Consider the following 25,986-nt stretch of genomic DNA (forward strand, 5'->3'; position numbering starts at 1 on the left):
CGGGCAGTGCGAAGCCACGGCCGGAACACGGATGGAAGTTGGTCGAGGTCTTTGGCGCCGCAGGGTGACGGGCAGCGGACGGCTCGCCGTCTGCCTCCGGCGGCGCAGCGATTCGGTACGCAATGGCAGCCTCGTTTTCCACCGGATCTCACGCGCGCGACGAGCCGGCGCGCAGGCGATTCATCATGTGAAAGGAACGATCATGAAGATCGAAGGTGCAGTCGTTTTCGTGACAGGTGCAAACCGCGGGCTCGGGCTCGAGTTTGCGAAGCAGGCGCTCGCGAGAGGCGCGCGGAAGGTCTATGCGGCGGCGCGTGATCCGGCCACCGTGACGCTGCCGGGCGTCGTGCCCGTGAAGCTCGACGTGACCGATCCGGCGGCCGTCGCCGCGGCGGCCGACGCGGCGCGCGACGTCACGCTGCTGATCAACAACGCAGGCATTGCGCGGCTCGGCAGCCTGACGGACGACGGCGCGCCCGACGCGCTGCGCGATCACTTCGAAACCAACGTGTTCGGGATGCTGGCGATGTCGCGGGCGTTTGCTGAAACCCTCGCCAGCCATGGCGGCGGCGCGATCCTGAACATCCTGTCGGTCGCGAGTTGGGTGAACCGGCCGATCCTGTCGGGCTACGGCGTGTCGAAATCGGCCGCGTGGGCGCTGACCAACGGGCTGCGCCATTCGCTGCGCGAACAGCACACGCAGGTCGTCGGGCTGCATGCCGGCTTCATCGACACCGACCTGACGCGCGGCCTCGACGTGCCGAAGGCCACGCCGGACGACGTCGTGCGCCAGGCCTACGACGCGATCGAAGCGGGTGCGGAGGAAGTGTCGACCGACGAGTTCACGCGGCAGGTGAAGGCCACGCTGTCGTCGGGCGTCTATCTGGAAGAACCGGCGCCGCGTTGATGCCGCCGGGAAGTTCGACCCGCCGCCCGCGCGGCGGGTCCGGCCGTCAGACCGTCGTGTCGATGATGCCCGGGATCTTCACGTCCGGGTTCACGTCCGCGTCGTAGTCGACGCCGGCGATCTCGAAGCCGAACAGCCGCAGGAAGTCGGTCTTGTAGCCGGCGAAGTCGGTCAGCTCGTACAGGTTCTCGTTCGTCACCCGGTCCCACAGCGCGACGACCTTCGCCTGCACCTGCGGATCGAGTTCCTTGTAGTCCGCGCGCAGGCGGCCTTCTTCGTCGATATGCGGCGTCGTGCCGTACAGGCTGTCCTTGAGGAGCCCGTACACCTGCTCGATGCAGCCTTCGTGCGTGCCGGTTTCCTTCATCACCTTGAACAGCAGCGACAGGTACAGCGGCATCATCGGGATCGCCGAGCTGGCCTGCGTGACGACGGCCTTCAGCACCGACACGCGTGCATCGCCGCCGTGCGCGGCCAGCTTGTCGCGGATCGACAGCACCTTCTTGTCGAGATCCTTCTTCGCTTCGCCGATCGAGCCGTTCCAGTAGATGTCGTGCGTGATCTGCTCGCCGAGATACGTGAACGCGGTCGTCTTCGCGCCGTCGGCCAGCACGCCGGCTTCATCCAGCGCGTCGATCCACATCTGCCAGTCCTCGCCGCCCATCACGGCGACGGTGCCGTCGATCTCTTCCTGCGTGGCGGCCTCGAGCACGGTCTCCTGGATCACTTCCTTGTCGGTGTTGATCCCGCGGAACGACACCGACTTGCCGATCGGCTTGAGCGTCGAGCTGATCGTTTCGCCCGTCTTCGGGTGCGTGCGGCGCGGCGCCGCGAGGCTGTAGACGACGAGATCGACCTTGCCGAGATCCTGCTTGATGGTGTCGATCGTGACCTGCTTGACCTTGTCCGAGAATGCGTCGCCGTTGATGCTGCGCGCATAGAGCCCCTTTTCGGCGGCGAATTTCTCGAACGCGGCGCTGTTGTACCAGCCGGCCGTGCCGGGCTTCGATTCGCTGCCGGCACGCTCGAAGAACACGCCGAGCGTGTCCGCGCCCGAGCCGAATGCGGCCGAGATCCGGGCGGCGAGGCCGTAGCCGGTCGACGCGCCGATCACGAGCACCTTCTTCGGGCCGTTGGCGATCGGGCCGTGCGAAGTCACGTAGTCGATCTGTTCCTTGACGTTGGCTTCGCAGCCGACGGGATGAGTCGTCACGCAGATGAAGCCACGCACGCGCGGTTTGATGATCATTGGAACCTCTTGTCAGAAAGGCGGAAACGGCCTGAAATCGGAAAAATCCCGCGCATTGTAAAGGAAGCGGCCGATCGCGGGCGCACGCGGCCGGAAGGTGCCGGATCATCCGGTTATTTCTCTCTTGACAGAAATAACTGAAATGAATAAATTTCCCGACATGGAACTCACACCGATTGCCGAACGATTCATTCTCCACTGGGGCGAAATGGGCTCGCGGTGGGGCGTCAACCGAACCGTCTCGCAGATTCACGCGCTGCTCTACCTGGCCGGCCGGCCGGTCGCGGCCGACGAGATCGCCGAGACGCTCAACGTCGCGCGCTCCAACGTCAGCACGAGCCTGAAGGAGCTTCAGGCGTGGCGGCTCGCGAAGGTCGTGCACGTGCTGGGCGACCGCCGCGACCATTTCGAGACGTCGACCGACATCTGGGAACTGTTCAAGCTGATCGTCGAAGGGCGGCGGCAGCGCGAGATCGAGCCGACGCTCACGGTGCTGCGCGATTGCCTGACGAGCCCGGAGATCGCCAACGAGAGCCGCGAGACCGAACAGCGCATCCGCGACACGCTGCAGTTCGTCGAGACGCTGACGACCTGGTCGGACGAGATGCTGCGGCTCAAGCCCGATACGCTGATGAAGGCGCTCGGCATCGGCGCGAAGATCAGCCAGACGGTCAGGCGCAAGTCGCCGAAGTAAGCGGTAGCGGAAGTGCGGGCAGGCAGCCCGCTTTTTTCGGGGTTGTTATTTCTGTCTATACAGAAATAACTGTAAAGAGAGGATGAAAATGAACGCAGTCTTGCCGTCTACCTGCCAGAGCGACCGCACCGGGGAACGCAGCATGACCGTCCTCGTTTGCGGCGCGAACGGCTTCATCGGGCGGGCACTGTGCGCGCAGCTCGAAGCCGGCGGCCATCGCGTGCTGCGCGGCGTGCGCGATGCGGCCGGCCCGCGCGACGTCGGGATCGACTTCGCGAAGGACGTCGATCCCGACGCGTGGCTGGCGCGGCTGGAGGGCGTCGACGTGGTGATCAATGCGGTCGGCATCCTCGCCGATCGACGCGGCGCGACGCTCGACGCCGTGCATTGCGCCGCGCCGTGCGCACTTTTCACCGCGTGCTGCCGTGCGCGCGTGCGGCGCGTGATCCAGATCTCGGCGCTCGGTGTCGAGCGCGGCGATACGCGGTACTTCGCGAGCAAGCACGCAGCCGACCGCTTCCTGCAGACGCTGCCGATCGACTCCCGGATCGTGCGTCCCGCGCTGGTCTACGGCGCGGCCGGTACGTCGGCGCGGTTTTTCCGGATGCTCACGAGCCTGCCCGTGCATGTATTGCCGGCGGGCGGCCATCAGCGGCTGCGCCCCGTGCATGTCGACGATCTCGCCGAACTCGTCGCGCGGCTCGTCGCGCAGTCGTTTGATTCGCCGGCGGCCGGCAACCAGGTGATCGACGTGGTCGGCAACGACGAAGTCGAATACCGCGAGATGCTGGCCCGCTACCGCGCCGCGCTGGGGTTTCCGCCGGCCGCCGGCGTGACGCTGCCGGGCCCGCTGGTCGGCGCGGCGGCCGCGCTGCTCGGCATGCTGCCGGGCGCGATGTTGACGCGCGACACGTGGACGATGCTGCGCGGCGGAAACACCGGCGATCCGGCGGCCGCGACTGCCGTGCTCGGCCGGCCGCCGCGCGGAATCGGCGGTTTCATCGGCGCGGACGCGGCCGCGCTGCGGAACGACGCGCTCGCGATGTGGCGGCGCCCGTTGCTGCTGGGTGCACTCGCGATCGTGTGGATCTGGACGGCCATCGCAAGCGCGTTCATTCATCCGCTGCACGCGAGCCTCGCGTTGCTTGCGCATGCGCACCTGACGGGGCTGCCTGCGCTGGTCGCGCTCTATGCGGCAAGCGCGCTGGATTTCGCGTTCGGCATCGCGACCGTCGCCGCGCCGTCGCGCCGCCTGTGGGTTGCACAAGCCGTGCTGATCGTCGCGTATTCGGCCGTCATCGCGGTCACGATGCCGGGCCTGCTGGCCGAACCGTTCGGCCCCGTGCTCAAGAACGTGCCGATTCTCGCGATCCTGTTGATCCTGTTTTCAGAAGAAGAACACGCATGAATACCTATCTCGTCGTCAAGGCGCTGCATATCCTGTCCTCGGTGCTGCTGGTCGGCACGGGGTTCGGCACCGCGTTTTATCTGTTCTTCGCGAACCGCACGCGCTCGGTGCCCGCGATCGCGGCCGTGTCGCGGCTCGTGGTGCGCGCGGACTGGTGGTTCACGACACCGGCCGTGATCTTCCAGCCGGCGTCCGGGCTGTGGCTCGCGCATACGGCCGGCTGGCCATGGCATACGCCGTGGCTCGTCGCGTCGATCGTGCTGTATGCGATCGCCGGCGCGTGCTGGCTGCCGGTCGTGTGGCTGCAAGTCGAACTCGCCGCGATGGCGAAGCTCGCTTACGTGAACGGCGACGCCGCGTTGCCGGAGCGCTACTGGCGCTATGCGAAGCGCTGGGAGCTGCTCGGCTATCCGGCGTTCTTCGCGATGTTGTCCGTCTACTTCCTGATGGTGCTCAAGCCGATGTAGGGCCGTCGCCGCCGCGCGGAGCGGCGGTGCGGCGCACCTGAAAGCAGTCAATCGATCGATTCATGATGCTTGCGATAACAAGAAGGAGTGCAAATCATGGACTCAAGTGAACTGGTGCTGTACTTCGACGGACGGTGTCCGTTATGCGTCGCGGAAATTCGGCGTCTCGCGGCCAGGAATACGCGACACCGGCTGGCGTTCGTCGATATCGCCGAGCCGGGTTTCGATCCGGCGCCGCTGGGCGTCGACCTGCCCGCGCTGAATCGCGAGCTGCATGCGCGCCTGCCCGACGGACGCATGCTGACCGGCATGGACAGCATCCTGGCCGCCTATACGCTGGTCGGGCGCCGCTGGCTCGTCTGGCCGCTTCGCGTGCCGGCCATGCGCGACGCGTTCGCGCCGCTGTATCGCCGCATCGCACGCAACCGGCACGCCGTCTCCAGTTGGCTCGGCTATCACGCCGAAGCGCACTGCGAAGGGCCGGCGTGTCGCATCGGCAAGGCCGCTGAAAACACGACGGCAGATCGCCCTGCGTCCGACAACGCGCGCCGCATCGTCGTGCGCTGGATGTATGCCGCGGCGATCGTCCACCTGCTCGTCGGCATGGCCGTTCCATGGCTTGCCGGTGCACCGTTCGTCGATGCGTATCACCGCGGCATCGAGCTGCATTTCTGGGCCGGTGCGGCACCGGAACCGGCGCGTGCGCAGCAGATATGGTGGATGTCGCTGATCGGCGCGACGGTGCAGTGCGCGTCGGTCTGGATGCTCGCGCTCGTCCACCTCGGCAACCGGTTGCGCAGGCGGGAAACGTGGGGATGGCTGCTGGCCGGCGTGTTGATCTGGGCGCCGCAGGACATGCTGTTTTCATTGCAGGCCCGTGTATGGGGTCACGTGGCGATCGACGCGGCCGCACTCGTCGCGATGATTCCGCCGCTTGTCTGGCTGTTGACGAGGGATACCGCATGAACACCTTGCCTGCCTTCGACTGGGCGCTCAACCTGCTGATCGTGCAGGGCGCGATGGGCGCATTCGATACGCTTTATCACCACGAACTCACGCAGGACCTGCCGCACAGCCCGCGCGCGCGGCTCGAGCTGGCGATTCATGCGGTGCGTTCCGTGCTCTACGGCCTCGTGTTCGCATCGATCGCGAACGTCGCGTTTCACGGCGCCTGGGTCGCGGCGATCGCGGCGGTGGTGCTCGTCGAAGTGGTGCTGACGTTGTGGGATTTCGTCGTCGAGGACCAAAGTCGCAAGCTGCCGGCGACCGAGCGCGTGCTGCACACGCTGCTGGCCGTCAACGGCGGCGCGCTGTTCGGGATGCTCGCGATGCAACTGGCCGTCTGGGCGCACGAAGCGACCGCGCTGCACGCGCTCGATCTCGGCTGGCGCGGCTGGCTGCTCAGCCTGTTCGCCGTCGGCGTGACGGTATCGGGTATCCGTGACGGGATTGCCGCGTGCCGGATCGCGCGACACGCTCCGGTCGCCAATCCGTTCGCGGGACAGCCGCCCGGCAACGTGCTCGTCACCGGCGGGACCGGCTTTATCGGCGAAACCCTCGTGAACCAACTGCTCGATGCGGGGCATACGGTCACGTTGCTGGCGCGCGATCCGCTGCGCGCGGCCTACCAGTTCCAGGGCCGCGTGCGCAGCGTGACGTCCGTCGAACAGTTGCAGCCGCACGAGCGCTTCGACACGGTCGTCAATCTCGCGGGGGCGCCGGTGTTGGGCGCACGCTGGAGCAAGCGTCGGCAGGCGCTGCTGCTCGCCAGCCGCGTCGGCGTCACGCAGTCGCTGATGCGCTGGGTCGAGACCGCCGAGGTCAAGCCGCGCACATGGATCCAGGCATCCGCGATCGGCTACTACGGCGTGCGGCCGGCCGACGAGCGGCTCGACGAGCGCAGCAGCGCCGGCACCGGCTTCATGTCCGAGCTGTGCCGGCAGTGGGAGCTGTCCGCGCAGCCGCTCGAGCACCATGGGGTGCGCGCGGTGGTGCTGCGGCTGGGCGTCGTGTTCGGCCCCGGCGGCGCGTTGCGCCCGATGCTGCTGCCGCATTACTTCGGGATGGGCGGGCGCTTCGGCGACGGCGCGCAGGTCATGAGCTGGATTCACCGGGACGACGTACTGCGGATCGTCGCGCGCGCGATGTCGAACGCGGGCATGCACGGCGTCTACAACGCGGTGGCGCCCGGGGCATTGACCCAGCGCGAGTTCGTGCAGGTCGTGACGAAGGTGCTGCGCCGCCCCGCATGGCTGCACGTGCCGGCCGCGCCGCTGCGCTGCGCGATGGGCGAGATGGCCGAGCTGCTGCTGGACGGGCAGCGGGTGATGCCGGCGCGACTGCATCAGGACGGCTTCATGTTCCGGTTCCCGACGGTCGAGCACGCGCTGCGCAACCTGACGAACCGGCCGCACGCCGATTTCGCGGGCCCGGCCTGTTGTTTTCCGCAACGTCGTGTATAAATTCGACGTGACCGCGTTCGGGACGTGTCGTGCGTCCCGAACGCTCCGCATCTGACCTCACAAGGAGACTGCATGCTGCACATCCTCGGCAAGATCCCGTCCATCAACGTCCGCAAGGTGCTGTGGCTGTGCACCGAGCTGAACCTGCCGTTCGAACAGGAAGACTGGGGTGCGGGCTTTCGCACGACCAACGATCCGGACTATCTCGCGCTGAATCCGAATGCGCTCGTGCCCGTCATCAAGGACGACGATTTCGTGCTCTGGGAATCGAACACGATCATCCGCTACCTCGCGAACCGCTATGGCGGCGACGCGCTCTATCCGGCCGAGCCGCAGGCGCGCGCGCGGGTCGATCAATGGATCGACTGGCAGGGCGCGGACCTGAACCGTTCGTGGGTGGGCGCGTTCCTCGGCCTCGTGCGGAAATCGCCCGATCATCAGGACCCGGACGCCATCGCGCAGTCGATCGCGGGCTGGACGAAGCACATGCGCGTGCTGAACGCGCAGCTCGAATCGACCGGCGCGTTCGTGGCCGGCCGCACCTTCACGCTCGCGGACATTCCGATCGGCCTGTCGGTGAACCGCTGGTTCGGCACGCCGTTCGAGCATCCGGATTTCCCGGCGGTGTCGCGCTATATCGAGCGTCTCGCGACGCGCGAAGGCTTCAAGACCTACGCCGGCAGCGCGAATCCGTGACGCATCGCAGGTAGCGCGCGGCGCGGCGGCGTTGCAATCGCCGCCGCGTCATCGCCGGCGTGCATGGGCCAGCGGGCTCGCAGGCCTGGCGTCACGCGCCGGGCGCCGGCACCGCGTCGAGCACGCGCGCGAGAAACGCGTCGTGGTTCCACGCGGATTCCGGCCGCGACAGCCCGAGCCGCACGACCACCAGCTGACGGCTCGGCACCACGCTGACGAACTGGCCTTCATGGCCGACCGCATGAAACGCGTCGGCCGGCATCGCGTTCGCATGCGGATCGAGATCGTTGAACGGCTCCGGCACCTTGACCCACAGATGCGCGCCGAATTCCCGGCGCGGCGACTGCGGCGTCGCGCGCGTCAGGTAGCGCACCCAGCCCGCCGGCAGCAGCCGCTGCCCGTTCCACTCGCCGTCCTGCAGCAGAAGTTGCCCGAAGCGCGCCCAGTCGCGCGCGCTCGCATACATGTACGACGAGCTGCCGAGCGTGCCGGACGCATCGGGCTCGAACACCGCGCTGCGCATCCCGAGCGGCGCGAACAGCGCGCGGCGCGGAAACGCGAGGTAGTCATCGTCGCTGCCGCCCATCGCTTCGCGCATCACGCGGGCGATGATCGCGCTCGTGCCGCTCGAGTAGTACCACTGCGTGCCGGGTGTCGCGGCGAGCGGTTTCGCCGACGCGAACCGTGCGGTATCGGGCTGCGTGAACAGCATCACGGCGACATCGGACAGCGGGTCGTCGTAGTCCTCGTTGAATTGCAGGCCGCTCGTCATCCGCAGCAGTTCGTCGAGCGTGATGGCCGCGCGCGGGTCGCCGCTGGCGCGCCATTCGGGCAGCAGCGCCGACGCGTCGGGCGACAGCTTGTGCTGCGCGACGAGCATGCCGACCAGCGCGGCCGTCACGGTCTTCGTCATCGACCAGCCGGGCAGCGGCGTGTCGGCCGTGAAGCCGGGCGCATAACGTTCGGCGATCACCTGGCCGCGCCACATCACGACGACCGCGCGCGTGCGCCGCGGCCGTGCCGGATCGGGTTCGTCGAATGCGCGGTCGAGCGCGGTCTGCAGCTTGTGCGCGTCGATGCCGGCGGGCGGCGCGGCGGGTGCAGGCTGCGCGGGCGGCGGGTCGGGGAGAACGGGCAACGCGGCGGGCAATGTGGCAGACGACGGCCCGAGCGCGAGCGTGCAGCCGAGCCCGGGCCGGAAGTCGGCTTCGCGCCCGGCGAAGCCGGCGAAGGTCGCCACCGCACGATGATGGTCGGGATCGAGCGACGGACGCACCAGTTTCAGCAGCGGATGCACGCCGGCCATGATGTCGACGTCGATCACGGACGCGGCCGGGCGGCCCGACACGAACACGCCGGAACACAGCGCCTTCGCCGCATAGCCGGTGGCGATCGGCGCGAGCCGCGACAGCATGTATCCGGCATAGCCGACTGCGGCCAGCAGCACGAGGGCCGCGCCCCGTCGGATCAACGTCTTGATGGGTGTCGTCATGCGCGAGCGTCCTCGGTTGTCTGCAGGCGGGCGATGAACCGGCAGTGTCGCAGGTTCGGGCAAGCGGTGGCAATCGCGGGTGCTTGCGACGCCGGGTGGCGTCGGTCGGGCGGAGGTTGCCCGGCGTGTGTGAATCGTATGTGTCGATCGCGCATATGGACGGGCCGCATGCGGCCCGTCCACGTGGTGCGTCATTGCGCGTTGTTGTTGTCGTTGTCCAAACGCAGTGTCCAGACCGTCGCGGTATTCGTGTTGTCGTCGACGGCCGCGAATTGCGGCTGGCCTTTGCTGCCTCGCCCGAATGCAAGGCCGAATGCCGCGCCCGGCACGATATCGACCTGCATCTGCGCGACGAAGCGCCCGTCCACCGTGAATTCGACGATCTCGCTCGGTTGCAGCGGGTCCGGATTGACTGCGTCGCCGTTCGCGGTCACGAGATGGCCGTTCGGCGCGAGCGCCAGCGCGAGCGGGCCGTGCAGGTGCTTCGTGTCGAAGTAGATCATTCGTCCAACGCCGCCGTTGCGATTCGTCGACGCGGCGTTCTGGATCGCGAACACCGCGTTGTCGCCGGTGGACGCGACATACAGGACGTCGATGTTCGGGTCGTACGCAAGGCCGGTCGGGCCGACGACGAGTGCATTCGGATCGGTCCGGTTCACGTAGCCCGACGCGATGATGCGCGAACCCGGCAGCATCGTGACGCCGTCGTTGCCGATCGCCAGTTCGATCCGCGCGACCGTGCCGTTCAGTACGTTCGACACGAACGCGGTCAAGCGCTGGCCGCGATCGATCACGGTCATGTCCCACGGCCCGTCGAGCAGCGTGGCGCTGACCAGTTGCGTGACGAGATTGCCCGCCGGATTGATGACGAGCAGCGAGCCCGGCGCGGCCACGGTCTTGCCGTCCGGTGTCGGCACGTTGCCGACCAGCACGAAGCCGCTGCGCAGCACCGCGAGCGCAGTCGTCAGGCCGAGATTGCGGCCCTGGAAGAACGTCGCCGGCGTATTGCCGGGCGACAGCTTCACGATCGTCGTGCCGGTGCCTTGCAGGTTCGACGCCGCGTTGAAGTTCGACACGACGACGTCACCCGGTTTCAGCGTGCTCCAGGTCGGCACGCCGCGTGGCACGAACGCGATGCCGTACGGATTGAGATCGCCGTTGGCGGGCACGGTCGATGCAGTGACCGACGAAGGCGGCAGGATGATGTCGTTGCCGCCGGCCCACGCGAACGTCGACGACAAGGCGGCCAGCCCGGCGGCGCAAGCCGCACGGCATAACGTGCGCGCGATCACGTGCGACGCGCGCGCGAACGCCGGCGGGTGCGCGGCGAAGAAGGGCGGGGCGGGGGAACGACAGGTGGGGAGAGGATCCATGGCATGACTCCGGTTGATGAACGCGAGCAGTCATCCCGGCTGCCGGCCAGCGCAGCCGACGGGTGTCCGGCACGGGTTCGCGATCTTGCCGCGCGAACCCGCGCTCGAAATAAACGGATGGCGACGGCTGCTTATTCCATCCGGCTGTGCACGTTGCATGCGCGCCGGCATCGATTGTTCGCTGCAATGGCGACACGGCCTGACAAGTTGAAATCCTGCGCGCCGAAGGCCGATAATCGTCCGGCATCGAACGCTCACCCACTTCAACCGTTATCGGAAAACGCCATGTCCTACGACAACAACAACCCGTTCGCCAGGATCCTGCGCGGCGAACTGCCGTGCGTGAAGGTCGCGGAAGACGACGCGACCCTCGCGATCATGGATCTGATGCCGCAGGCCGACGGCCACGTGCTCGTGATCCCGAAGGAGCCGGCCGCGCAGATCTTCGAGCTGTCCGGCGACGCGGCCGCGGCCGGCATCCGCATGACGCAGCGCGTCGCGGCAGCCGTGCGCGCGGCGCTCGAGCCGGACGGCGTGTTCATCGGCCAGTTCAACGGCGCGGCGGCGGGCCAGACGGTCCCGCACGTGCACTTCCACGTGATCCCGCGCTGGGAAGGCGCCGAGTTGCGGATGCACGCACGCGACATCGCCGACGCGGCGACGCTCGAATCGATCGCGCAGCGCATTCGCGCGCGTTTCGTGTAACGGATCGACGGCACGCGGCGCGGCACGGCGGCTGAGAATCGGCCGGCCGCCGCGCCGCCATCGCCTGTTTCGGCGGTCACGCGAAGTAACACGTGTAACCGCCGGCGAAACTCGGCTCGGCAAGCCCGGCGCTAGACTCCGCGCATTACTTCATCGAGCGACAGGAAGAGCGGATCGCCTCTTCGTGCCGGCCGCCGCCCCTCGCGGCGGCATGGTCTTCGCAAGGTGTCATTCGTCTTTCGCGCCGGGAATCGAGCCATGTCCAGACTTCTCATCACGCTTGCCCTGATCGGCGGCCTGTCCGGCTGCTACGTCGCGCCGCCGTACGGTTACGCGCCCGCGCCTGCCTACTACGGTTACGCGCCGGCGTATTACGCGCCGCCCGTCAGCGTCGGGATCGGCGGCAACTTCCGCATCCGCTGATCGGGTACCCGGCGCGGGCCTTGCCCGCACCGGTTCGCTGCGCTTCGCCGGAAGATTCGCGCGGATTCGCGCGCCGCATGACGACGGCACGCTGCGCATCGTGCGCGCGGTTCCTATACTTCACAGGAAAGAGCATCCTGTGAGGCAGCCATGTCCGTCACACGCAAGGCCGTTGTCCTGTCGGGCGTAGCCACGCTCGTCTATCTCGGGCTCGCCGTGCTCGGTTTCGGCGGGTTCGCCGCCTTTTTCTCGCATCCGCCGCTGATCGTCATCGTCGTCGCGACACTCGCGATGGCCGTCGTCGTGATGTTCACCGAAGGCAACCTGAGCGCCGGCGAGCGCGAGAACCGCGACAACCGCTGGGTGCTTGCGGCATTCGCGGTGAGCGGCTTCCTGCTCGCGTATCTGCCCGCGCTGACCGACCGGCTCGACGTCTGGACCTTCGGCGGCGATGCGGTGCGATGGTTCGGCGTCGCGCTGTACATCGCGGGCGGTGCGCTGCGCATCTGGCCCGTGTTCGTGCTCGGCAAGCGCTTCAGCGGGCTCGTCGCGATCCAGCCGGGCCATACGCTCATGACCGACGGCATCTATCGCCGCATCCGCAATCCGAGCTATCTCGGCCTGCTCGTCAATTCGGTCGGCTGGGCGCTCGCGTTCCGCTCGGGCGTCGGCGTGCTGCTGGTCGCGCTGATGACGGTGCCGCTCGTCGCGCGCATCCGCTCCGAGGAAGCGCTGCTGCGTTCGCAATTCGGCGCCGAATACGACGCGTATTGCGCGCGGACCTGGCGGCTGCTGCCCGGCGTGTACTGACCCCTCATCCCATCCCCTGACCATCGTTTCGGCGCGCGCTCACGACACGTGCCCGATGTGTTGCCACGTGTGTCTCGAACGTGCGACGTTGCACGTGGCCAGCCTGCCGTTCCACAGGGCCGGACCCTCGCGGAAGTCAATGCCGGCAAGGGTTTCAGGTGATTTCGGGAAGAGCGTTCGACGTCCGTTATTCGTAAACAACTTGTTACCAGAATGTCCACGGCAGGGGTGTGGGACCGATGCTATTCTTCGCCGCAAGCTCAATGAAATGAATTGGTCCGGGGTTCGGCACAATGCCTGAACCGACATCGATCGATTCAGATCGTCGTACCGAGCGGACCTTCGATAACCAGATTGCGAACAAGGAAGAATACGGGAATGTGGAAGAAAATCGCCCCCGCTCTCGTCGTCGCCGCGCTGACCGGCACGACTGCACTGCCGGCACTGGCCGGTGACTTGAACAACGCGCTTGGCGGCGCGCTCGGCGGGGTTGCCGGCGCAGCGGTCGGCGGCGCGGTCGGCGGCAGCACCGGCTCGGTAATCGGCGGCGCCATCGGCGGCGGCGCGGGTGGCGCGGTGACGTCGAACCGTCGCGAGCGCACCGGCGCGATCATCGGCGGCGCACTCGGCGGCGGCGCAGGTACCGCGGCAGGCAACGCGATGGGCGGCCGCACCGGCGGCCTGCTGGGCGCGGCGGTCGGCGGCGGCGCGGGCGCGGCGCTCGGCGGCAACATGTCGCGCAGCTCGTACGAACGCGATTACGGCGATCGCGGTTATCGCGGCGATCGCGGCTATCGTCGCCACAAGCATCATCACCACCGCGACTGGGACTGATCGCCGCTGGCGCGGCACGGTGCGCGATCTGCGCACCTTCGCGCCGACGGCGTCGGCACCCGACGCGAGAATCGGCCCGGCGGCCTGCCGGGCCGCAATCGCCGGCTAGCCCGGCGACCCTTTCCGGCTCCATCAGCCGCTGCCATACGCCCGATCGACGGGCCGGCAATTTCTCTCCTCGCCGTATTCCCCGCTTCCCGACTACATAGCCTGCCGCGCCTGAATGCGCCGGCACAAGATCGGCGAACGCCATTACGCAGATTCCGTTCGACACGTTTGCCGGTTCCAGCCTGACGATGGCTCGCGACCGGGGCGGAGTGCTTCGCGGCCACGCGTGCATTGACCATCCTCGATCTGCGTAACCAGATGTATCGCGGCCCGCGCGTGCAACCAGTGTTGCCGCGATCGGATGCGTCGCATCCCCAACGTCCGGGCGATCGCTCGCGTCACCCCCGACCGTCAGGATTTCCCTGATACGCAGACCCCCGCGCCACGCCGCTTCACCGCGCATCGCACGCACCGGCGGGTAGTGGGAAATCGAATGGATAGCATCGCAACATTTAATTGGTCGATCGCGCTCGGCTTCGCTATCGTCAGCGATGCCCGCGTACGGAATCGAACCGAGCCATCCGCCGCGTCTCGCCTCGCCGCATGATCGCGAGCGCCGCGGCCCGGCCGCCGGACCCACCGGCATCGGTCGCCGCGTCCGATCAACCGGACGGATCCGTCGCGAAGCCTGGCCGACCGAACGAAGGCGCGTGCGCTTTCAAGCCACCCCGGCAACGATGTCCCGCCGCCGCAAGCGCGCCCCACGCGCATGCGTGCCGCCCGACGCCGTTTGCGCCCGGGGCCGGACCAACCCATTGCCTGGATGCATATGTCTAAGACAACGTATTACGCGCCGCACGGCGGCCACCCGCCGCAGACCGATCTGCTGACCGATCGCGCGATGTTCACCGAAGCGTACGCGGTGATCCCGAAGGGGGTGATGCGCGACATCGTCACGAGCTGGCTGCCGTTCTGGACGAACACGCGCCTGTGGGTGATCGCCCGCCCGCTGTCGGGTTTCGCCGAAACCTTCTCGCAGTACATCGTCGAAGTGAACCCGGGCGGCGGCAGCGACAAGCCGGAGCAGGACAAGAACGCCGAAGCCGTGCTGTTCGTCGTCGAAGGCGAGGCCGAGCTGACGCTGCAGGGCTCGAAGCACGTGCTGAAGCCGGGCGGCTACGCGTTCATTCCGCCGGGCGCGGACTGGACGCTGCACAACGTCAGCGATGCCGCGGTGCGCTTCCACTGGGTCCGCAAGCATTACCAGGCCGTCGACGGCATCCCGCTCCCCGAAGCCTTCGTGACCAACGAGCAGGACGTCGAACCGATCCCGATGCCGGGCACCAACGGCGCGTGGGTGACGACGCGCTTCGTCGACATGAGCGACATGCGCCACGACATGCACGTGAACATCGTGACGTTCGAGCCGGGCGGCGTGATTCCGTTTGCTGAAACGCATGTGATGGAGCATGGCCTGTACGTGCTCGAAGGCAAGGCCGTCTATCGCCTGAACCAGGACTGGGTCGAGGTGGAAGCGGGCGACTTCATGTGGCTGCGCGCGTTCTGCCCGCAGGCATGCTATTCGGGCGGCCCTGGCCGCTTCCGCTACCTGCTGTACAAGGATGTGAACCGTCACATGAACTTGACGCTGAATCCCGCGCGCTAAGCGCCGCGCCAGTAGTCGAATACGAAAGCCCGCCGGTGCATGCCGGCGGGCTTTTTTCATGGACGGTGCGGCCGGCGTCGTGCTCGCTACAGACCGAGCGCGGTCGCGGCCAGCGCCGCGACCTGCAGCTGTGTATCGGGCGGCATGCCGTCTTCCATCAGCCATACGGCCGACAGGCCCGCCCACGCGAGAATCCACTGCAGCAGCCGGCGGCGGTCGAGCTGCGCGGCGTCGGCCACGCATGCGACGCGTTGCTCGAAGCGCATCGGGTCGACCGCGATGTCGTGCGCGGGATTGCAGAACAGGTTCGCGTAGTCGAACGCGCGATCGCCGCGCAGCCCCTTCGGGTCGATCGCGAGCCAGCCGCGTGCGCCGAAATGCAGGATGTTGCCGTGATGGATGTCGCCGTGCAGGACGACTTCGTCGACGGGCTGCGCCGACAGCAGCGCGCGCGCCGTTGCGGCCGATCGGCGCAGCACGTCGTTGGCCGCAGCATCCGACAGCAGTGCATGGAACCAGTCGTGCAGCGGCACGACCGCCGGCGGCTCCGGCGCACGATGCGCATGCAGCCGCGCGACGACGTCGCACGCGATGCGCATCGCATCGTCGTCGTGACCCGAAGCCGAAAAGCCGGCCAGCGACGGTGCCGGCTGCGCGCGTTCGAGCAGGATCGCGTCGCTGTCGTGCTGCCACACCTGCGCGGCGCCTTGCCCGTTCCACCAGGTCATCAGCGCATTGCCGCGACGCTCTTCGTCGCACGTGGCGACCTTCAGCATCGCCGGCCGCGCGTGCCAGAGAACGGGCAGCAGGCCGCTGCTCGCGGTCAGGATCGGGCCGCCGTCGGGAACGAGGCCCCACAGGCCGATGTATCGATCGAACATCACGCGATGGTACAGGCGAACCGGACCGCATGCCGCGCGGTTTGTCCGACGGTGCGCCGCAGGCCGGCAAGCGTTGCGCGAACGGCTGCGGCGCGCTTTCCTAAATAAAATTCAGCCTGCCAAACTTTGGCTAAAGAATGTTCCGGTTTCGCGCCATCCCTTCGACAATGCGCGCCTTCTGCGATCGGCAGGCGCCTGTCGCGCACCGGCCGTCGCGGCATCGAAGAAGGAGCCCGACATGACCGAACACACCGCTTCCCCTCCGCCGCAATCCGCGCCGCCGCGCCGCCGACGCGTGTGGCGCACGCTCGCGGGCGCGCTGCTCGGCCTGACGCTCGCGTGCGCGGGCATCGGCGCATGGACCATCCAGCGCATCTGGACGCAGTTGCCGTCCGTCGAGCATCTGGCCGTCTATCGTCCCGCGCTGCCGCTGCGGATTTTCTCGCGCGACGGCGATTTGCTGGCCGAATACGGCATCGAGCGGCGCGAGTTCGTGCCGCTCGAACGTATCCCGCCGCTGATGCGGCAGGCGCTGCTCGCGGCCGAGGACGCGAAGTTCTACCAGCACGGCGCGGTCGATGTCGGCGGCCTCGCGCGCGCGACGTTCGCGAACGTCGTGACGGGGCAGCCTGGGCAGGGCGGCAGCACGATCACGATGCAGGTCGCGCGCAACTTCTACCTGACGCGCGACAAGGTGCTGAGCCGCAAGCTCGCCGAGATCCTGATGGCGGCCAAGCTCGAACGCGAGTACAGCAAGGACAAGCTGCTCGAGCTGTACATGAACGAGATCTACCTGGGCGAGCGCGCGTACGGTTTCGCGGCGGCCGCGAACGTGTATTTCGGCAAGCCGCTCGACGCGCTGAGCGCGGGCGAGGCGGCCGTGCTCGCGGGGCTGCCGAAGGCGCCGTCCGCGTTCAACCCGGTCGTCAATCCGGCGCGCGCAACGGCGCGGCGCAACTATGTGCTCGGCCGGATGCACGCGCTCGGCCAGCTCGACGACGCGATGTACCGCGCGGCCGTCGACGCGCCGATCGCGCTCGCGACCACGCCGCCGCCCGGGATCGTCGCCGCGCCGTACGTTGCCGAGCGCGCGCGCCGCATGATGGTCGAGCGCTTTCACGACGATGCCTATACGCTGGGCCTCGACGTGACGACGACGGTGTCGATGCGCGACCAGCGCGCGGCCGAAGCATCGCTCGAGCGCACGCTGAGCCGGCAGCCACGCGCGAAGCGCGATGCGCGCAACGGGCTCGAAGGCGCGCTCGTATCGCTCGATGCGGCCACCGGCGACATGCTCGCGCTCGTCGGCGGCGCGGATTTCAATCGCAACGTGTTCGACCATGCGCTGCAGGCATATCGCCAGCCTGGCTCGAGCTTCAAGCCGTTCGTCTATTCGGCGGCGCTGGAGAAGGGCTACTTTCCCGGCGTGCTCGTCGACGATACGCAGCGCACGCTTACCCATGAGGAAACCGGCGCGCGACCGTGGCGTCCGCGCAATTTCGGCAATCGCTACGAGGGCTTCATCCCGGTGCGGCGCGGGCTCGTGCGCTCGAAGAACCTGGTCGCGGTCAGCCTGATGCAGGCTACCGACGCGCGTTACGTGCAGCAGCACGCGGTGCACTTCGGCTTCGACGCGCAGCGCAATCCGGCGTCGCTGCCGCTCGCGCTTGGCGCGGGCGCGGTGACGCCGCTCGAACTCGCGAGCGCGTACGGCGTGTTCGCGAACGGCGGGACGCGGATGGAGCCGCGCCTGATCCTGTCGGTGAAGCAGCGTCACGGCGGCGCGATGTACGAGGCGACCGCGCCGGCAGGCGAGCGTGTCGTGTCGGCGCGCAACGCGTTCGTGATGGACAGCATGCTGCGCGACGTCGTGCGGGCCGGCACCGCGCGCGGCGCGCTGGCGCTGCACCGCGACGACGCGGCCGGCAAGACGGGCACGTCGAACGGATCGAAGGACGTGTGGTTTGCCGGCTACTCGTCGGGCATCGTCGCGGTCGCGTGGCTCGGCTACGACACGCCGCGTCCGATGGGGCGCGCGACCGGCGCGACGCTGGCGCTGCCGGTCTGGTTCGACTACATGAAGACGGCCGTCGACGGGCGCACGCCGGTCGATGCTTCGCCGCCGCAGGACGTCGCGCTCGTCGATGGCGACTTCGTCTACGCCGAATACACGCGCGGCACGTGCACGGCCGACGTGCCGTCGTACATCCGCAGCCGCTTCGCATGCGGCGGCGCGGCGGTGCAGGGCGCGTCGGACGCGCCTGCCGACAGCGGCAAGCCCGACGAGCCGATGCCCGCCGCGGTCGATGCGGCCGAGCGCGAACGCGTGCTCGACCTGTTCCGGACCGACGACTGACGCGCGCGATGCATACGCTCTATCTGATTGCGATCGTCGCGGAAGCGATGTCGGGGGCGCTGATGGGCATGCGGCGCGGGATGGACCGCTTCGGGCTCGCGCTCGTCGGCGCGGTGACGGCGCTCGGCGGCGGCACCGTGCGCGACGTGCTGCTCGGCCACTATCCGCTCGGCTGGATCGCACATCCCGAATACCTCGTGATCACGCTCGTCGCGGCGACCGTCGCATCGTGGGTTGCCCGGCATGTCGCGCGGATGAAGACGCTGTTCGTCACCGTCGACGCGATCGGCCTCGCGGCGTTCACGATCATCGGCTGCGACATCGGCGCGTCGACCGGCACGGCGCCGATCATCGTCGTGCTGGCCGGCGCGATCACGGGCGTGTGCGGCGGGATGCTGCGCGACCTGCTGTGCAACGAGATGCCGCTGATCCTGCGCGAGGAGCTGTACGCGAGCGTCGCATGCGTCACGGGCACGCTGTATGTCGGGATCCAGCATCTCGGCATCGATGCGGGCTTTGCGACGGTGATCGCGCTGGCGGCCGGATTCTCGATGCGAATGCTCGCGGTGCGGCTCGGGTGGAAGATGCGGACCTTCGGTGCGGCGGATGTCGAGCATTGAGCACGGTCCGCACGCCGAAGTTCAGTCCGGCTGCATCACCTGAAAGACGTTGCCCTCCGGATCGAGGCCGTCATACATCGCGGTACGCGAAGCCGTCGTAGCGCTTGAGATCGCGCACGGTCACGCCATCGCGGGCGAGCCGGTCGCGGTGCGCGTCGATATCGGCATCGATCGAGAAGACGAGCTTCATGGTGCTTGCATCGGCATTCGCATGCACGGACGAGGCTGCCTGGCGAAACGCCGGGCCCGCCCGATGCAGCGCCAGTTTGATTGCACCCGCGTCGAGCACGACCCATTCACCGGCGATTTCCTCGATGACGGGAAGGTCGAAATACCGCTGGTAGAACGTCTTCAGCAATGCGACGTCGCGGACGTACAGGATGATGCGGGTCATCGGAAGCGGCATGTGGGTCTCCTCGAAGGCGATGCACGAATGATGTCGATTGAAAGTCGCTGTTGAAGGCAGCGCAGGACATCGAGCGACACGACGGCCGTGCAGTAAGCGTCTGCGCTACGCAGGCACCATCACCGGCGGCGTACCGTCGCCGGTTTCCACCATCTTCACCGCGAATCCGTAGCACTGCGCGATATGCGCGGGCGTCATCACGTCGCGCGGCATGCCGTGCGCGACGATCGTACCGTCGGCGAGCATCGCGATCGTATCCGCGTGTCGCGCGGCGAGGTTCGGGTCGTGCACGATCGCGAGCACGCCGAGCCGCCATTCGCGTGCGACCGCGCGCACGGTATCGAGCAAGCGGTGCTGATGCGCGAGATCGAGCGCGGCGGTCGGCTCGTCGAGCAGCAGGTAGCGCGGGCCGTTTGCCGCACCGTCGTCGTCCGGCCACAGCTGCGCGAGCACGCGCGCGAACTGCACGCGTGCGAGTTCGCCGCCCGACAGCGTCGTGACATCGCGACCGACGAGCGCTTCGGCACCCGCGCGTTCGAGCGCGCGCCACGCGATGTCGCGATCTCGGTGCGCGATCACGTGCCGCGCGCCGCTGCGCCGCGCATGCGGATAACGGCCGAGCAGCACGATTTCGTCGACGCTGAACGGGAAGGCCGGCTGCGCGGCCTGCGGCAGCACCGCGCGCAGGCAAGCGAGCCTTGGCGCGTCGATGCGAGCGAGCGCTTCGCCGTTCAGCGTGACGTTGCCCGTCACGCGCACGCCGTTCGGTGCGACGCTGCCGGTCAGTTCGCCGGCGAAGGTCTTCAGCAGCGTGCTCTTGCCCGCGCCGTTGCGACCGAGCAGCGCGGTCACGCGACCGGGCTCGATCGACAGCGACAGGTCGCGAAGGATGGCGTTGTGTCGGCGGGCGACGTCGAGATGGTGGGCGGTCAGCATGGTCGTCGTGATGGGATAGTTACCCGCCGAGCGCGCCGCGGCTTTTCCACAGCAGCGCGAGGAAGAACGGCGCGCCGAGCAGCGCGGTCAGCACGCCGAGCGGGATTTCGGCGGGCGCGGCGACCGTGCGCGCGGCGAGATCGGCGGCGAGCGTCAGCAGCGCGCCGAGCAGCGCGGCGCCGGGCAGCACGACGCGCTGGTCGGGGCCGCACGCGAGTCGCACGCAATGCGGCGCGACGAGCCCGATGAAGCCGATGATGCCCGCGCACGACACGAGCGCGCCGACCGCGAGCGCGACCGCGACGAGCACGCGCCGCTTCAGCCGCTGCACGGGCACGCCGAGATGCAGCGCCTCGGTTTCGCCAAGCTGCAGTGCGTTCAATGCATTGCGTTCCCGTGCGAGCAGCGCGCAGCCGATCGCGACGCACGGCGCGACGGCCGCCAGCGCGGACCATTGCGCGCCGCCGAGGCTGCCGAGGCTCCAGAAGGTCAGCGAGCGCAGCTGCGCGTCGTCGGCGACGAACGTGAGCAATCCGATCGCCGCGCCGACCAGCGCGTTGATCGCGATGCCGGCGAGCAGCAGCAGCGGCAGTGCGAGCCGGCCGCGCGATGCGGCGAGCCGGTAGACGAGCGCCGCGACCGCGAGCGCGCCTGCGAAGGCCGCGACGGGCAAGGCGGCGGCGCTCACGTGCGCGGCAAAGAGGGCGGGGCCGAGCACGATCGTCGTCGTCGCGCCGAGTGCGGCGCCGCTCGACACGCCGACGAGCCCCGGATCCGCGAGCGGATTGCGGAACAGCGCCTGCATCGCGGCGCCGGTCGCGCCGAAGCCGCCGCCGACCAGCAGCGCGAGCGCGACACGCGGTGCGCGGATGTCGAGCAGTACCGCGCGTGCCTGCTGCGCGGCTGCATCGCCGGTCAGCGCGGCCCACGCCTCCGCGAGCGGAATGCGGTACGCGCCGACGCACAGCGCGACGACGGACATTGCGCACACGAGGCACGCGAGCGCGGCCAGCGCGAACGGCGCGAAGCGGCGCGACGTGCCGATGCGCGCGGCACCGGAGCGCGACGCGGGCGACGGTGCAGGGAAAGTCGAACCGTGAGCGGGCATCGGGGCGGTCCGGAATCAGGCGAGCGCATCCGACAGGCGTCGGTGCAGGGTCATGACGGCGAGCGGCAGGCGCGGGCCGAACCCGAGCAGGAACAGTGCATCGAGCGACACGACGCGCTGCGCGCGGCCGGCCGGCGTCGCGCCGAAGCCGGGCGTGGCGAGCAGCGCGGCGCGGCCGCCGACGGCCGCGAGCCCTTCGTCGGAGATCAGCACGACGTCGGGTGCGGCGGCCGCGAGCGCCTCGGTCGTCAGCGGCTTGTAGTGATCGAAGCCCTGCATCGCGTTGCGCGCGCCCGCATAGCGGATCATCGCGTCGGCGGCCGTGCGCTGGCCGGCGACGAGCGCCTGGTTGCCGGTATGGTTCAGCACGAACAGCACGCGCGGCGGCTGAGTGCCGCCGGGGGCGCATACGGCGACCGCGTCGCGCGCGGCCTGCCAGTCGCGATCGAAGCGCTGCAGCAGCACGGCGCCCGCATCGCGCACGTCGAGCGCCTGCGAGACGCCGGTGATCTTCGCGCGCACCGACTCGACGTCGTGGCGTTCGTCGAACGTCGTCACCGCGACGCCGGCGTTTTTCACCTGAGCGATCGTGTTGGGCGGGCCGGCTTCGGCCGACGCGAGCACGAGATCGGGCCGCAGCGACAGCAGCCCCTCGGCCGACAGCGCGCGCTGATAGCCGACTTTCGGCAGGCGCTTCGCGGCGTCGGGATACGTGCAGGTCGTGTCGGCGCCGACGAGCCGGTAGCGCGGCGTCTCGGCGCCGCCGAGCGCGAACGCGGTTTCCGCGAGCGCGCCGCCGATCACGACCACGCGTTTCGGCGCGACCTGCGCAGCTTGTGCGAGCACGCTGCCCGGCAGCGCGCCCGCGAGCGCGCCGGCCGCCGCGCTCGCCAGCACCGCGCGGCGCCGCGGATCGAACGATCGTGCGCTCACCGTGCATCCCCGCGTGCAGCCGGCGGCAGCGTCGCGACGAGCGCGCGCCAGTCGTCGCGTTCGACCTTGCCGGGCTTGCGCTCGCCGAACAGCAGCGCGACGTGGTCGCCTTGGCGGTCGAACAGTTCGAGCGACGTGACGATGCCGTCGCTCGTCGGCTTCTTCACGACCCATGCGGCGGCGATCAGGTCCTCGCGCACGTGCAGGTTGAAGCCCGGGTCGAGCACGTTGATCCACGCACCGACTTCGCGCACGTTCGCGACGGGGCCTGTATGGATCTGGATCATCCCCGCGTTGCCGACGAATACCATGATCGGTTGGCCGCTTTGCGCGGCCCGCTCGAGCACGTGGCGCAGCGCACGCGCGGTTTCGACCGGATACGCGTATTGCGGATCGGCGAGGCGCAGCGCCTGCATGCGGCTCACGCCGAAGCGCTGCGTGATGCCGAAGAACTGGTGCGTATCGGTCATCGCGTCCCACGCGGCGCGAAAGCCCGCGATGTCGATCTCGGTGTCGGCGCGCTCGGGCGTCTTCGGCGCGGCGGGAGCGACGTCGAGGCCCGGCTCCTGCGACGGTGCGCGCCAGCGTTCGACGAATGCGTCGTACGCGGCGTGGTCGCTGTGCGCGCGCAGGTAGACCTTGTGGATCGCGCGGCCCTGCGCGTCGAAGAACTGCAGGCTCTTCAGCGGGCCGTGCGCGGTCTCGTCGCGCACCGCGAACGCCGACACCCAGTGGCGATAGAAGATCCGCAGGTCGATGTCGCCGAGCGCGAGGCCGACAGGGCCGTCATGGCTCATCTGCGCATATTCGCCGTCCTTTTCGTGGACGGCCGTGTCGTTGCGCGTGAGCGCCATCACGCGGCCGAGGCGCGGCATTTCCTCGAACATCGCCGGAAAGCGCGCGTCGAGCCGCACGACGTGCTCGCCGACGAATGCGGCGAGCGCCTCGCCTTCGCTGACGCCGAGCGCCTGCGCGACGTCGCGGTTGCGCAGCTGGCGCTCGGTCTTGAGCTTGATGAACGCGTCGCGCAGTGCGGCGGCCGCGCGGGCCGGGCCGGCCGGTTGACCGGGAAGGGCGGATTGCATCATGTCGGACTCCTTCAAGTAACGGTTGGGGTGGCAGCGCGGGCGTCGCGCATCAGAAATCCACTTTCATGCTGACGGCGACCGTGCGTCCGGGCGACGTATATGCATCGAGCACCTGCGAATCGGCCGCGATGCCGCGCACGTCCGACCAGTTCCAGTATTTGCGGTCGAACAGGTTGCGGATGCCGATCGTCGCGCTCACATGCTTGTTGAAGCGGTAGCCGCCGCGCAGGTCGACGACGAATGACGACGGCGGCGTGAAGCACGCCTTGTTCGAACAGTCGGATTTGTCGATGTCATTGTCGCGCTTGGCGGCCTGGAACAGCAGGTCGGTCTGCACGAACCAGCGCTCGCCCGGCTCGTAGCGCACGCCGAACACGGCCGAGAACGGGTTGACCGTGTTGAGCGGCTGGCTGGCCGCGCCGTCGTTCTGCGTCGAGCCCTTCGTGAACGCCATCGCCGTCTTCAGCGTGATGCCGTTCGGCATCGCCCATTCGGCGCGGCCTTCGAGGCCGTGGATGCGCGCGTCGGCGAAGTTCACGTACTGGAATACGGACGGGTCGGTAGGCCGGTTGCTGCCGGCGATCGTCGTGCGCGAGATGAAGTTGCGGTAGCGGCCCGTGAACGCGGCCGCGCTGTAGCGCACGACACCGTAGCCGGTGCCGGCCTTGCCGCGCAGGCCCGCTTCGAACGTGTCGCTCGTCTCGGGCTTCAGGTTCGGGTTGCCGATCGACGTGTAGCCGTACACCGGGTTCGAGAAGCTGCTGTTGACCTGGTCGGGCGTCGGCGCGCGGAAGCCGTGCGCGTACTGCACGTACGGAATGACGGCAGGCGTGATCTCGTAGAGCACGGCGACGCGCGGCGACAGTTCGTTCGCGCTCGTCGACACAGCCTTGCCGGTGAACAGCGGATCGTTTCCGGTCGGGCTCAGCCGGTATGTGTCGAAGCGCAGGCCCGGCGTGACGAGCAGGCGGCCGTAGCCGATCTGGTCCTGCACGAACGCGCCGAACAGCGTGTAGTCGGTGTCGGGAAATGCCTTGTTCGGGAACGCTTCGCCGACGCCCGGCACCGTGCCGTCGCGCAGGTTCGTCACGCGCGACAGGCTGCCGTCGACGCCGTACAGCAGCTTGTGCGCGAGCGGGCCGGTCGCGAAGCCGCTTTCGGCAAACGCGGAGCCGCCGAACGTGCGTTCCTTGTACTGGTTGTCGCGCGAACGCGAAGGCTGCCTGCCGCGCGTCTCGAACGCGTATTGATCCTGCTTCGCGTCCTGGTAGTAGAACTGCACGTGCGCGGTCTGGAACCAGCGGAACGCGTCGTCGCGGAAATCGTAGTCGACGCTGAAGCGGTTGCGCTCGAGCCGGTCGTTCGTCGTGAGGCCGAGCGTATTCGGCGGATTGATCGCGGACAGCACGTCGGTGCTTACGCGCCGCTGCACGGTTTCCGCGGTGAACTTGATCGTGTCGCGCGCGGTGGGCGTCAGCACGAGCTTGCCGAGCAGCGATTCGGAATAGACGTCCTGCGGGTTCGACGTCGTGCGCAGCGTGCTCGCCGAGTTGTTGCTGCCGCGCGTGTCGACCTCGTGGCCGCGTCGGCCATCGGCGATGATCATCCCCTGCACGCGATCGTTGCCGCCCGCGGCCGACACGGTCGCGCCGATGCTGCGGTCGGCCGAGTCGTAGCTCGGCCGGAAAGAGAAGTAATAGGGCTTGTGGTAGATCGACAGCAGGTCGCGCGGATCCTTCGTGATGAAGTTCACCGCGCCGGTCAGGCCGTCGCTGCCGTAGAGCGCCGAGGCCGGGCCGCGCAGGATCTCGATGCGCTTGAGCGTGTCGAGATCGGCGTAGTCGCCGCGCCCCGCTTCGAGCGGCCCGAACGAGAACGCGTTCGGCAGGCGGATGCCGTCTTCCATCAGCAGCACGCGATTGCCTTCGAGGCCGCGGATGTTGATGCTCGAATCGCCGTCGCGGCCGCCGCCGAGCGCGGCGCTGCCGGGCCGATACGCGGTGCGGCGCACCGTGATGCCCGGCTCGTAGCGCAGTGCATCCTTGATGTTGGCGGCCTGCTGTTCCTCGAGATCGTCGTCGGTGATCACCGACACGGACGCCGCCGTGCGGCTCGCGGCGGTGGCGGTGCGGGTGGCCGTGACGGTGACGGGGTCGAGCAGCGCCGCATCGCCGCGCGCGGACGCGGCGACGAGGACGGCAGGAGGCGGGGTGGCGCCTTGCGGCGACGAATCGGCGTGAGCCGGGGCGGCGGACAGGCCGAACGCGCCGAACAGCGCGGCGCAGATCGGCCGCCGCGCCAGCGGATAGCAATGCACAGGTGGTCTCCCATTGACGAAAACAAGCCCGAAGGCTGGCTGGGTGACGCGTTCACCTGGCTGGCCCGTCCGCGCGCGGGATGCGGCGAACGGCGAATTGAAAGAAA

General features: G+C 68.5%; 23 protein-coding genes and 1 pseudogene. 14 read left to right on the forward strand and 10 right to left on the reverse strand.

The features are described from left to right. Positions 1–202 precede the first annotated feature (202 nt). On the forward strand, positions 203–907 hold the full coding sequence (locus tag KVT39_RS29970; protein ID WP_217590832.1) for an SDR family oxidoreductase: 705 nt from the start codon (positions 203–205) through the stop codon (positions 905–907). Between the two features lie 46 nt (positions 908–953). Here the strand turns inward: KVT39_RS29970 and fabV are convergent, their stop codons facing one another. After that, a complete protein-coding gene (fabV, locus tag KVT39_RS29975) occupies positions 954–2,156 on the reverse strand; it encodes an enoyl-ACP reductase FabV (protein WP_217590833.1) in 1,203 nt (400 codons plus the stop codon). Positions 2,157–2,316: 160 nt separating this feature from the next. Between fabV and KVT39_RS29980 the strand changes: the two genes are divergently transcribed. From KVT39_RS29980 to KVT39_RS30005, 6 genes are all read left to right on the forward strand, one after another. Beyond that, entirely contained in the window at positions 2,317–2,850 is a 534-nt protein-coding gene (locus KVT39_RS29980) for a GbsR/MarR family transcriptional regulator (RefSeq protein ID WP_034181686.1), read from the forward strand. An 88-nt stretch (positions 2,851–2,938) separates the two neighbouring features. Beyond that, positions 2,939–4,258, forward strand: coding sequence for an SDR family oxidoreductase (locus KVT39_RS29985; protein ID WP_217590834.1), 1,320 nt, complete (start codon positions 2,939–2,941; stop codon positions 4,256–4,258). Further along, entirely contained in the window at positions 4,255–4,725 is a 471-nt protein-coding gene (locus tag KVT39_RS29990) for a DUF2269 domain-containing protein (RefSeq protein WP_034181687.1), read from the forward strand. Before KVT39_RS29985 ends, KVT39_RS29990 begins: the two co-directional genes overlap by 4 nt. A 96-nt stretch (positions 4,726–4,821) precedes the next feature. Then, positions 4,822–5,691 (forward strand): thiol-disulfide oxidoreductase DCC family protein, encoded by an 870-nt coding sequence (locus tag KVT39_RS29995; protein ID WP_217590835.1) that lies wholly within the window; start codon positions 4,822–4,824, stop codon positions 5,689–5,691. After that, positions 5,688–7,187 (forward strand): TIGR01777 family oxidoreductase, encoded by a 1,500-nt coding sequence (locus tag KVT39_RS30000; protein WP_217590836.1) that lies wholly within the window; start codon positions 5,688–5,690, stop codon positions 7,185–7,187. The genes KVT39_RS29995 and KVT39_RS30000 overlap by 4 nt, the downstream gene beginning before the upstream one ends. Before the next feature lie 72 nt (positions 7,188–7,259). After that, positions 7,260–7,883, forward strand: a complete 624-nt coding sequence (locus tag KVT39_RS30005) for a glutathione S-transferase family protein (RefSeq protein WP_217590837.1) — start codon at positions 7,260–7,262, stop codon at positions 7,881–7,883. Positions 7,884–7,974: 91 nt separating this feature from the next. Here the strand turns inward: KVT39_RS30005 and KVT39_RS30010 are convergent, their stop codons facing one another. Together KVT39_RS30010 and KVT39_RS30015 are read right to left on the reverse strand one after the other, a co-directional pair. After that, the gene (locus KVT39_RS30010; RefSeq protein WP_217590838.1) at positions 7,975–9,375 is read right to left on the reverse strand and encodes a serine hydrolase; all 1,401 of its coding nucleotides are present in this window, start codon (positions 9,373–9,375) and stop codon (positions 7,975–7,977) included. Between the two features lie 191 nt (positions 9,376–9,566). Beyond that, positions 9,567–10,748, reverse strand: a complete 1,182-nt coding sequence (locus KVT39_RS30015) for a hypothetical protein (protein ID WP_217590839.1) — start codon at positions 10,746–10,748, stop codon at positions 9,567–9,569. A gap of 285 nt (positions 10,749–11,033) precedes the next feature. On the opposite strand from KVT39_RS30015, the gene KVT39_RS30020 reads away from it, so the two are divergent. From KVT39_RS30020 to KVT39_RS30040, 5 genes are all read left to right on the forward strand, one after another. Further along, entirely contained in the window at positions 11,034–11,453 is a 420-nt protein-coding gene (locus KVT39_RS30020; protein ID WP_034181692.1) for an HIT family protein, read from the forward strand. Between the two features lie 258 nt (positions 11,454–11,711). Continuing rightward, a complete protein-coding gene (locus KVT39_RS30025) occupies positions 11,712–11,876 on the forward strand; it encodes a hypothetical protein (RefSeq protein WP_162836114.1) in 165 nt (54 codons plus the stop codon). 150 nt (positions 11,877–12,026) lie between these two features. Next, complete coding sequence (locus KVT39_RS30030; RefSeq protein ID WP_034181693.1) at positions 12,027–12,686, forward strand: isoprenylcysteine carboxylmethyltransferase family protein; 660 nt, start codon at positions 12,027–12,029, stop codon at positions 12,684–12,686. A gap of 378 nt (positions 12,687–13,064) precedes the next feature. Then, entirely contained in the window at positions 13,065–13,520 is a 456-nt protein-coding gene (locus tag KVT39_RS30035; protein WP_034181694.1) for a hypothetical protein, read from the forward strand. Between the two features lie 877 nt (positions 13,521–14,397). Beyond that, on the forward strand, positions 14,398–15,234 hold the full coding sequence (locus tag KVT39_RS30040) for a bifunctional allantoicase/(S)-ureidoglycine aminohydrolase (RefSeq protein WP_034181695.1): 837 nt from the start codon (positions 14,398–14,400) through the stop codon (positions 15,232–15,234). A gap of 86 nt (positions 15,235–15,320) precedes the next feature. Here KVT39_RS30040 and KVT39_RS30045 read toward each other — a convergent pair whose 3' ends face one another. Continuing rightward, positions 15,321–16,115: an aminoglycoside phosphotransferase family protein gene (locus tag KVT39_RS30045; RefSeq protein ID WP_217590840.1), complete on the reverse strand. Its 795-nt coding sequence runs from the start codon at positions 16,113–16,115 to the stop codon at positions 15,321–15,323. A gap of 238 nt (positions 16,116–16,353) precedes the next feature. Between KVT39_RS30045 and KVT39_RS30050 the strand changes: the two genes are divergently transcribed. Both KVT39_RS30050 and KVT39_RS30055 read left to right on the forward strand, forming a co-directional pair. Then, positions 16,354–18,471: a penicillin-binding protein 1A gene (locus tag KVT39_RS30050; RefSeq protein WP_217590841.1), complete on the forward strand. Its 2,118-nt coding sequence runs from the start codon at positions 16,354–16,356 to the stop codon at positions 18,469–18,471. A gap of 8 nt (positions 18,472–18,479) precedes the next feature. Then, positions 18,480–19,091, forward strand: a complete 612-nt coding sequence (locus KVT39_RS30055) for a trimeric intracellular cation channel family protein (protein ID WP_217590842.1) — start codon at positions 18,480–18,482, stop codon at positions 19,089–19,091. A gap of 21 nt (positions 19,092–19,112) precedes the next feature. On the opposite strand, the pseudogene KVT39_RS30060 reads toward KVT39_RS30055, so the two are convergent. The 6 genes and pseudogenes from KVT39_RS30060 to KVT39_RS30085 form a co-directional block, all read right to left on the reverse strand. Next, a pseudogene (locus KVT39_RS30060) lies at positions 19,113–19,497 on the reverse strand (VOC family protein). Positions 19,498–19,602: 105 nt separating this feature from the next. Further along, on the reverse strand, positions 19,603–20,433 hold the full coding sequence (locus KVT39_RS30065) for a heme ABC transporter ATP-binding protein (protein ID WP_131949145.1): 831 nt from the start codon (positions 20,431–20,433) through the stop codon (positions 19,603–19,605). Between the two features lie 19 nt (positions 20,434–20,452). After that, the gene (locus KVT39_RS30070; protein WP_217590843.1) at positions 20,453–21,541 is read right to left on the reverse strand and encodes an iron ABC transporter permease; all 1,089 of its coding nucleotides are present in this window, start codon (positions 21,539–21,541) and stop codon (positions 20,453–20,455) included. 15 nt (positions 21,542–21,556) lie between these two features. After that, a complete protein-coding gene (locus KVT39_RS30075) occupies positions 21,557–22,474 on the reverse strand; it encodes a helical backbone metal receptor (protein ID WP_217590844.1) in 918 nt (305 codons plus the stop codon). Continuing rightward, the gene (locus KVT39_RS30080; protein ID WP_217590845.1) at positions 22,471–23,562 is read right to left on the reverse strand and encodes a hemin-degrading factor; all 1,092 of its coding nucleotides are present in this window, start codon (positions 23,560–23,562) and stop codon (positions 22,471–22,473) included. The genes KVT39_RS30075 and KVT39_RS30080 overlap by 4 nt, the downstream gene beginning before the upstream one ends. A 49-nt stretch (positions 23,563–23,611) precedes the next feature. Continuing rightward, positions 23,612–25,879, reverse strand: coding sequence for a TonB-dependent hemoglobin/transferrin/lactoferrin family receptor (locus KVT39_RS30085; protein WP_217590846.1), 2,268 nt, complete (start codon positions 25,877–25,879; stop codon positions 23,612–23,614). Between the last annotated feature and the right edge of the window lie 107 nt (positions 25,880–25,986).

The organism is Burkholderia sp. GbtcB21 (genome assembly GCF_019091065.1).
In the GTDB taxonomy this organism is placed as follows: Bacteria; Pseudomonadota; Gammaproteobacteria; order Burkholderiales; family Burkholderiaceae; genus Burkholderia; species Burkholderia pyrrocinia_C.

Excerpts from the sequence above, each read along its gene's own strand:
- KVT39_RS29970 (WP_217590832.1), top strand. The coding sequence starts at position 203 with ATGAAGATCGAAGGTGCAGTCGTTTTCGTGACAGGTGCAAACCGCGGG.
- fabV (WP_217590833.1), bottom strand. The coding sequence starts at position 2,156 with ATGATCATCAAACCGCGCGTGCGTGGCTTCATCTGCGTGACGACTCAT.
- KVT39_RS29980 (WP_034181686.1), top strand. The coding sequence starts at position 2,317 with ATGGAACTCACACCGATTGCCGAACGATTCATTCTCCACTGGGGCGAA.
- KVT39_RS29985 (WP_217590834.1), top strand. The coding sequence starts at position 2,939 with ATGAACGCAGTCTTGCCGTCTACCTGCCAGAGCGACCGCACCGGGGAA.
- KVT39_RS29990 (WP_034181687.1), top strand. The coding sequence starts at position 4,255 with ATGAATACCTATCTCGTCGTCAAGGCGCTGCATATCCTGTCCTCGGTG.
- KVT39_RS29995 (WP_217590835.1), top strand. The coding sequence starts at position 4,822 with ATGGACTCAAGTGAACTGGTGCTGTACTTCGACGGACGGTGTCCGTTA.
- KVT39_RS30000 (WP_217590836.1), top strand. The coding sequence starts at position 5,688 with ATGAACACCTTGCCTGCCTTCGACTGGGCGCTCAACCTGCTGATCGTG.
- KVT39_RS30005 (WP_217590837.1), top strand. The coding sequence starts at position 7,260 with ATGCTGCACATCCTCGGCAAGATCCCGTCCATCAACGTCCGCAAGGTG.
- KVT39_RS30010 (WP_217590838.1), bottom strand. The coding sequence starts at position 9,375 with ATGACGACACCCATCAAGACGTTGATCCGACGGGGCGCGGCCCTCGTG.
- KVT39_RS30015 (WP_217590839.1), bottom strand. The coding sequence starts at position 10,748 with ATGGATCCTCTCCCCACCTGTCGTTCCCCCGCCCCGCCCTTCTTCGCC.
- KVT39_RS30020 (WP_034181692.1), top strand. The coding sequence starts at position 11,034 with ATGTCCTACGACAACAACAACCCGTTCGCCAGGATCCTGCGCGGCGAA.
- KVT39_RS30025 (WP_162836114.1), top strand. The coding sequence starts at position 11,712 with ATGTCCAGACTTCTCATCACGCTTGCCCTGATCGGCGGCCTGTCCGGC.
- KVT39_RS30030 (WP_034181693.1), top strand. The coding sequence starts at position 12,027 with ATGTCCGTCACACGCAAGGCCGTTGTCCTGTCGGGCGTAGCCACGCTC.
- KVT39_RS30035 (WP_034181694.1), top strand. The coding sequence starts at position 13,065 with ATGTGGAAGAAAATCGCCCCCGCTCTCGTCGTCGCCGCGCTGACCGGC.
- KVT39_RS30040 (WP_034181695.1), top strand. The coding sequence starts at position 14,398 with ATGTCTAAGACAACGTATTACGCGCCGCACGGCGGCCACCCGCCGCAG.
- KVT39_RS30045 (WP_217590840.1), bottom strand. The coding sequence starts at position 16,115 with ATGTTCGATCGATACATCGGCCTGTGGGGCCTCGTTCCCGACGGCGGC.
- KVT39_RS30050 (WP_217590841.1), top strand. The coding sequence starts at position 16,354 with ATGACCGAACACACCGCTTCCCCTCCGCCGCAATCCGCGCCGCCGCGC.
- KVT39_RS30055 (WP_217590842.1), top strand. The coding sequence starts at position 18,480 with ATGCATACGCTCTATCTGATTGCGATCGTCGCGGAAGCGATGTCGGGG.
- KVT39_RS30065 (WP_131949145.1), bottom strand. The coding sequence starts at position 20,433 with ATGCTGACCGCCCACCATCTCGACGTCGCCCGCCGACACAACGCCATC.
- KVT39_RS30070 (WP_217590843.1), bottom strand. The coding sequence starts at position 21,541 with ATGCCCGCTCACGGTTCGACTTTCCCTGCACCGTCGCCCGCGTCGCGC.
- KVT39_RS30080 (WP_217590845.1), bottom strand. The coding sequence starts at position 23,562 with ATGATGCAATCCGCCCTTCCCGGTCAACCGGCCGGCCCGGCCCGCGCG.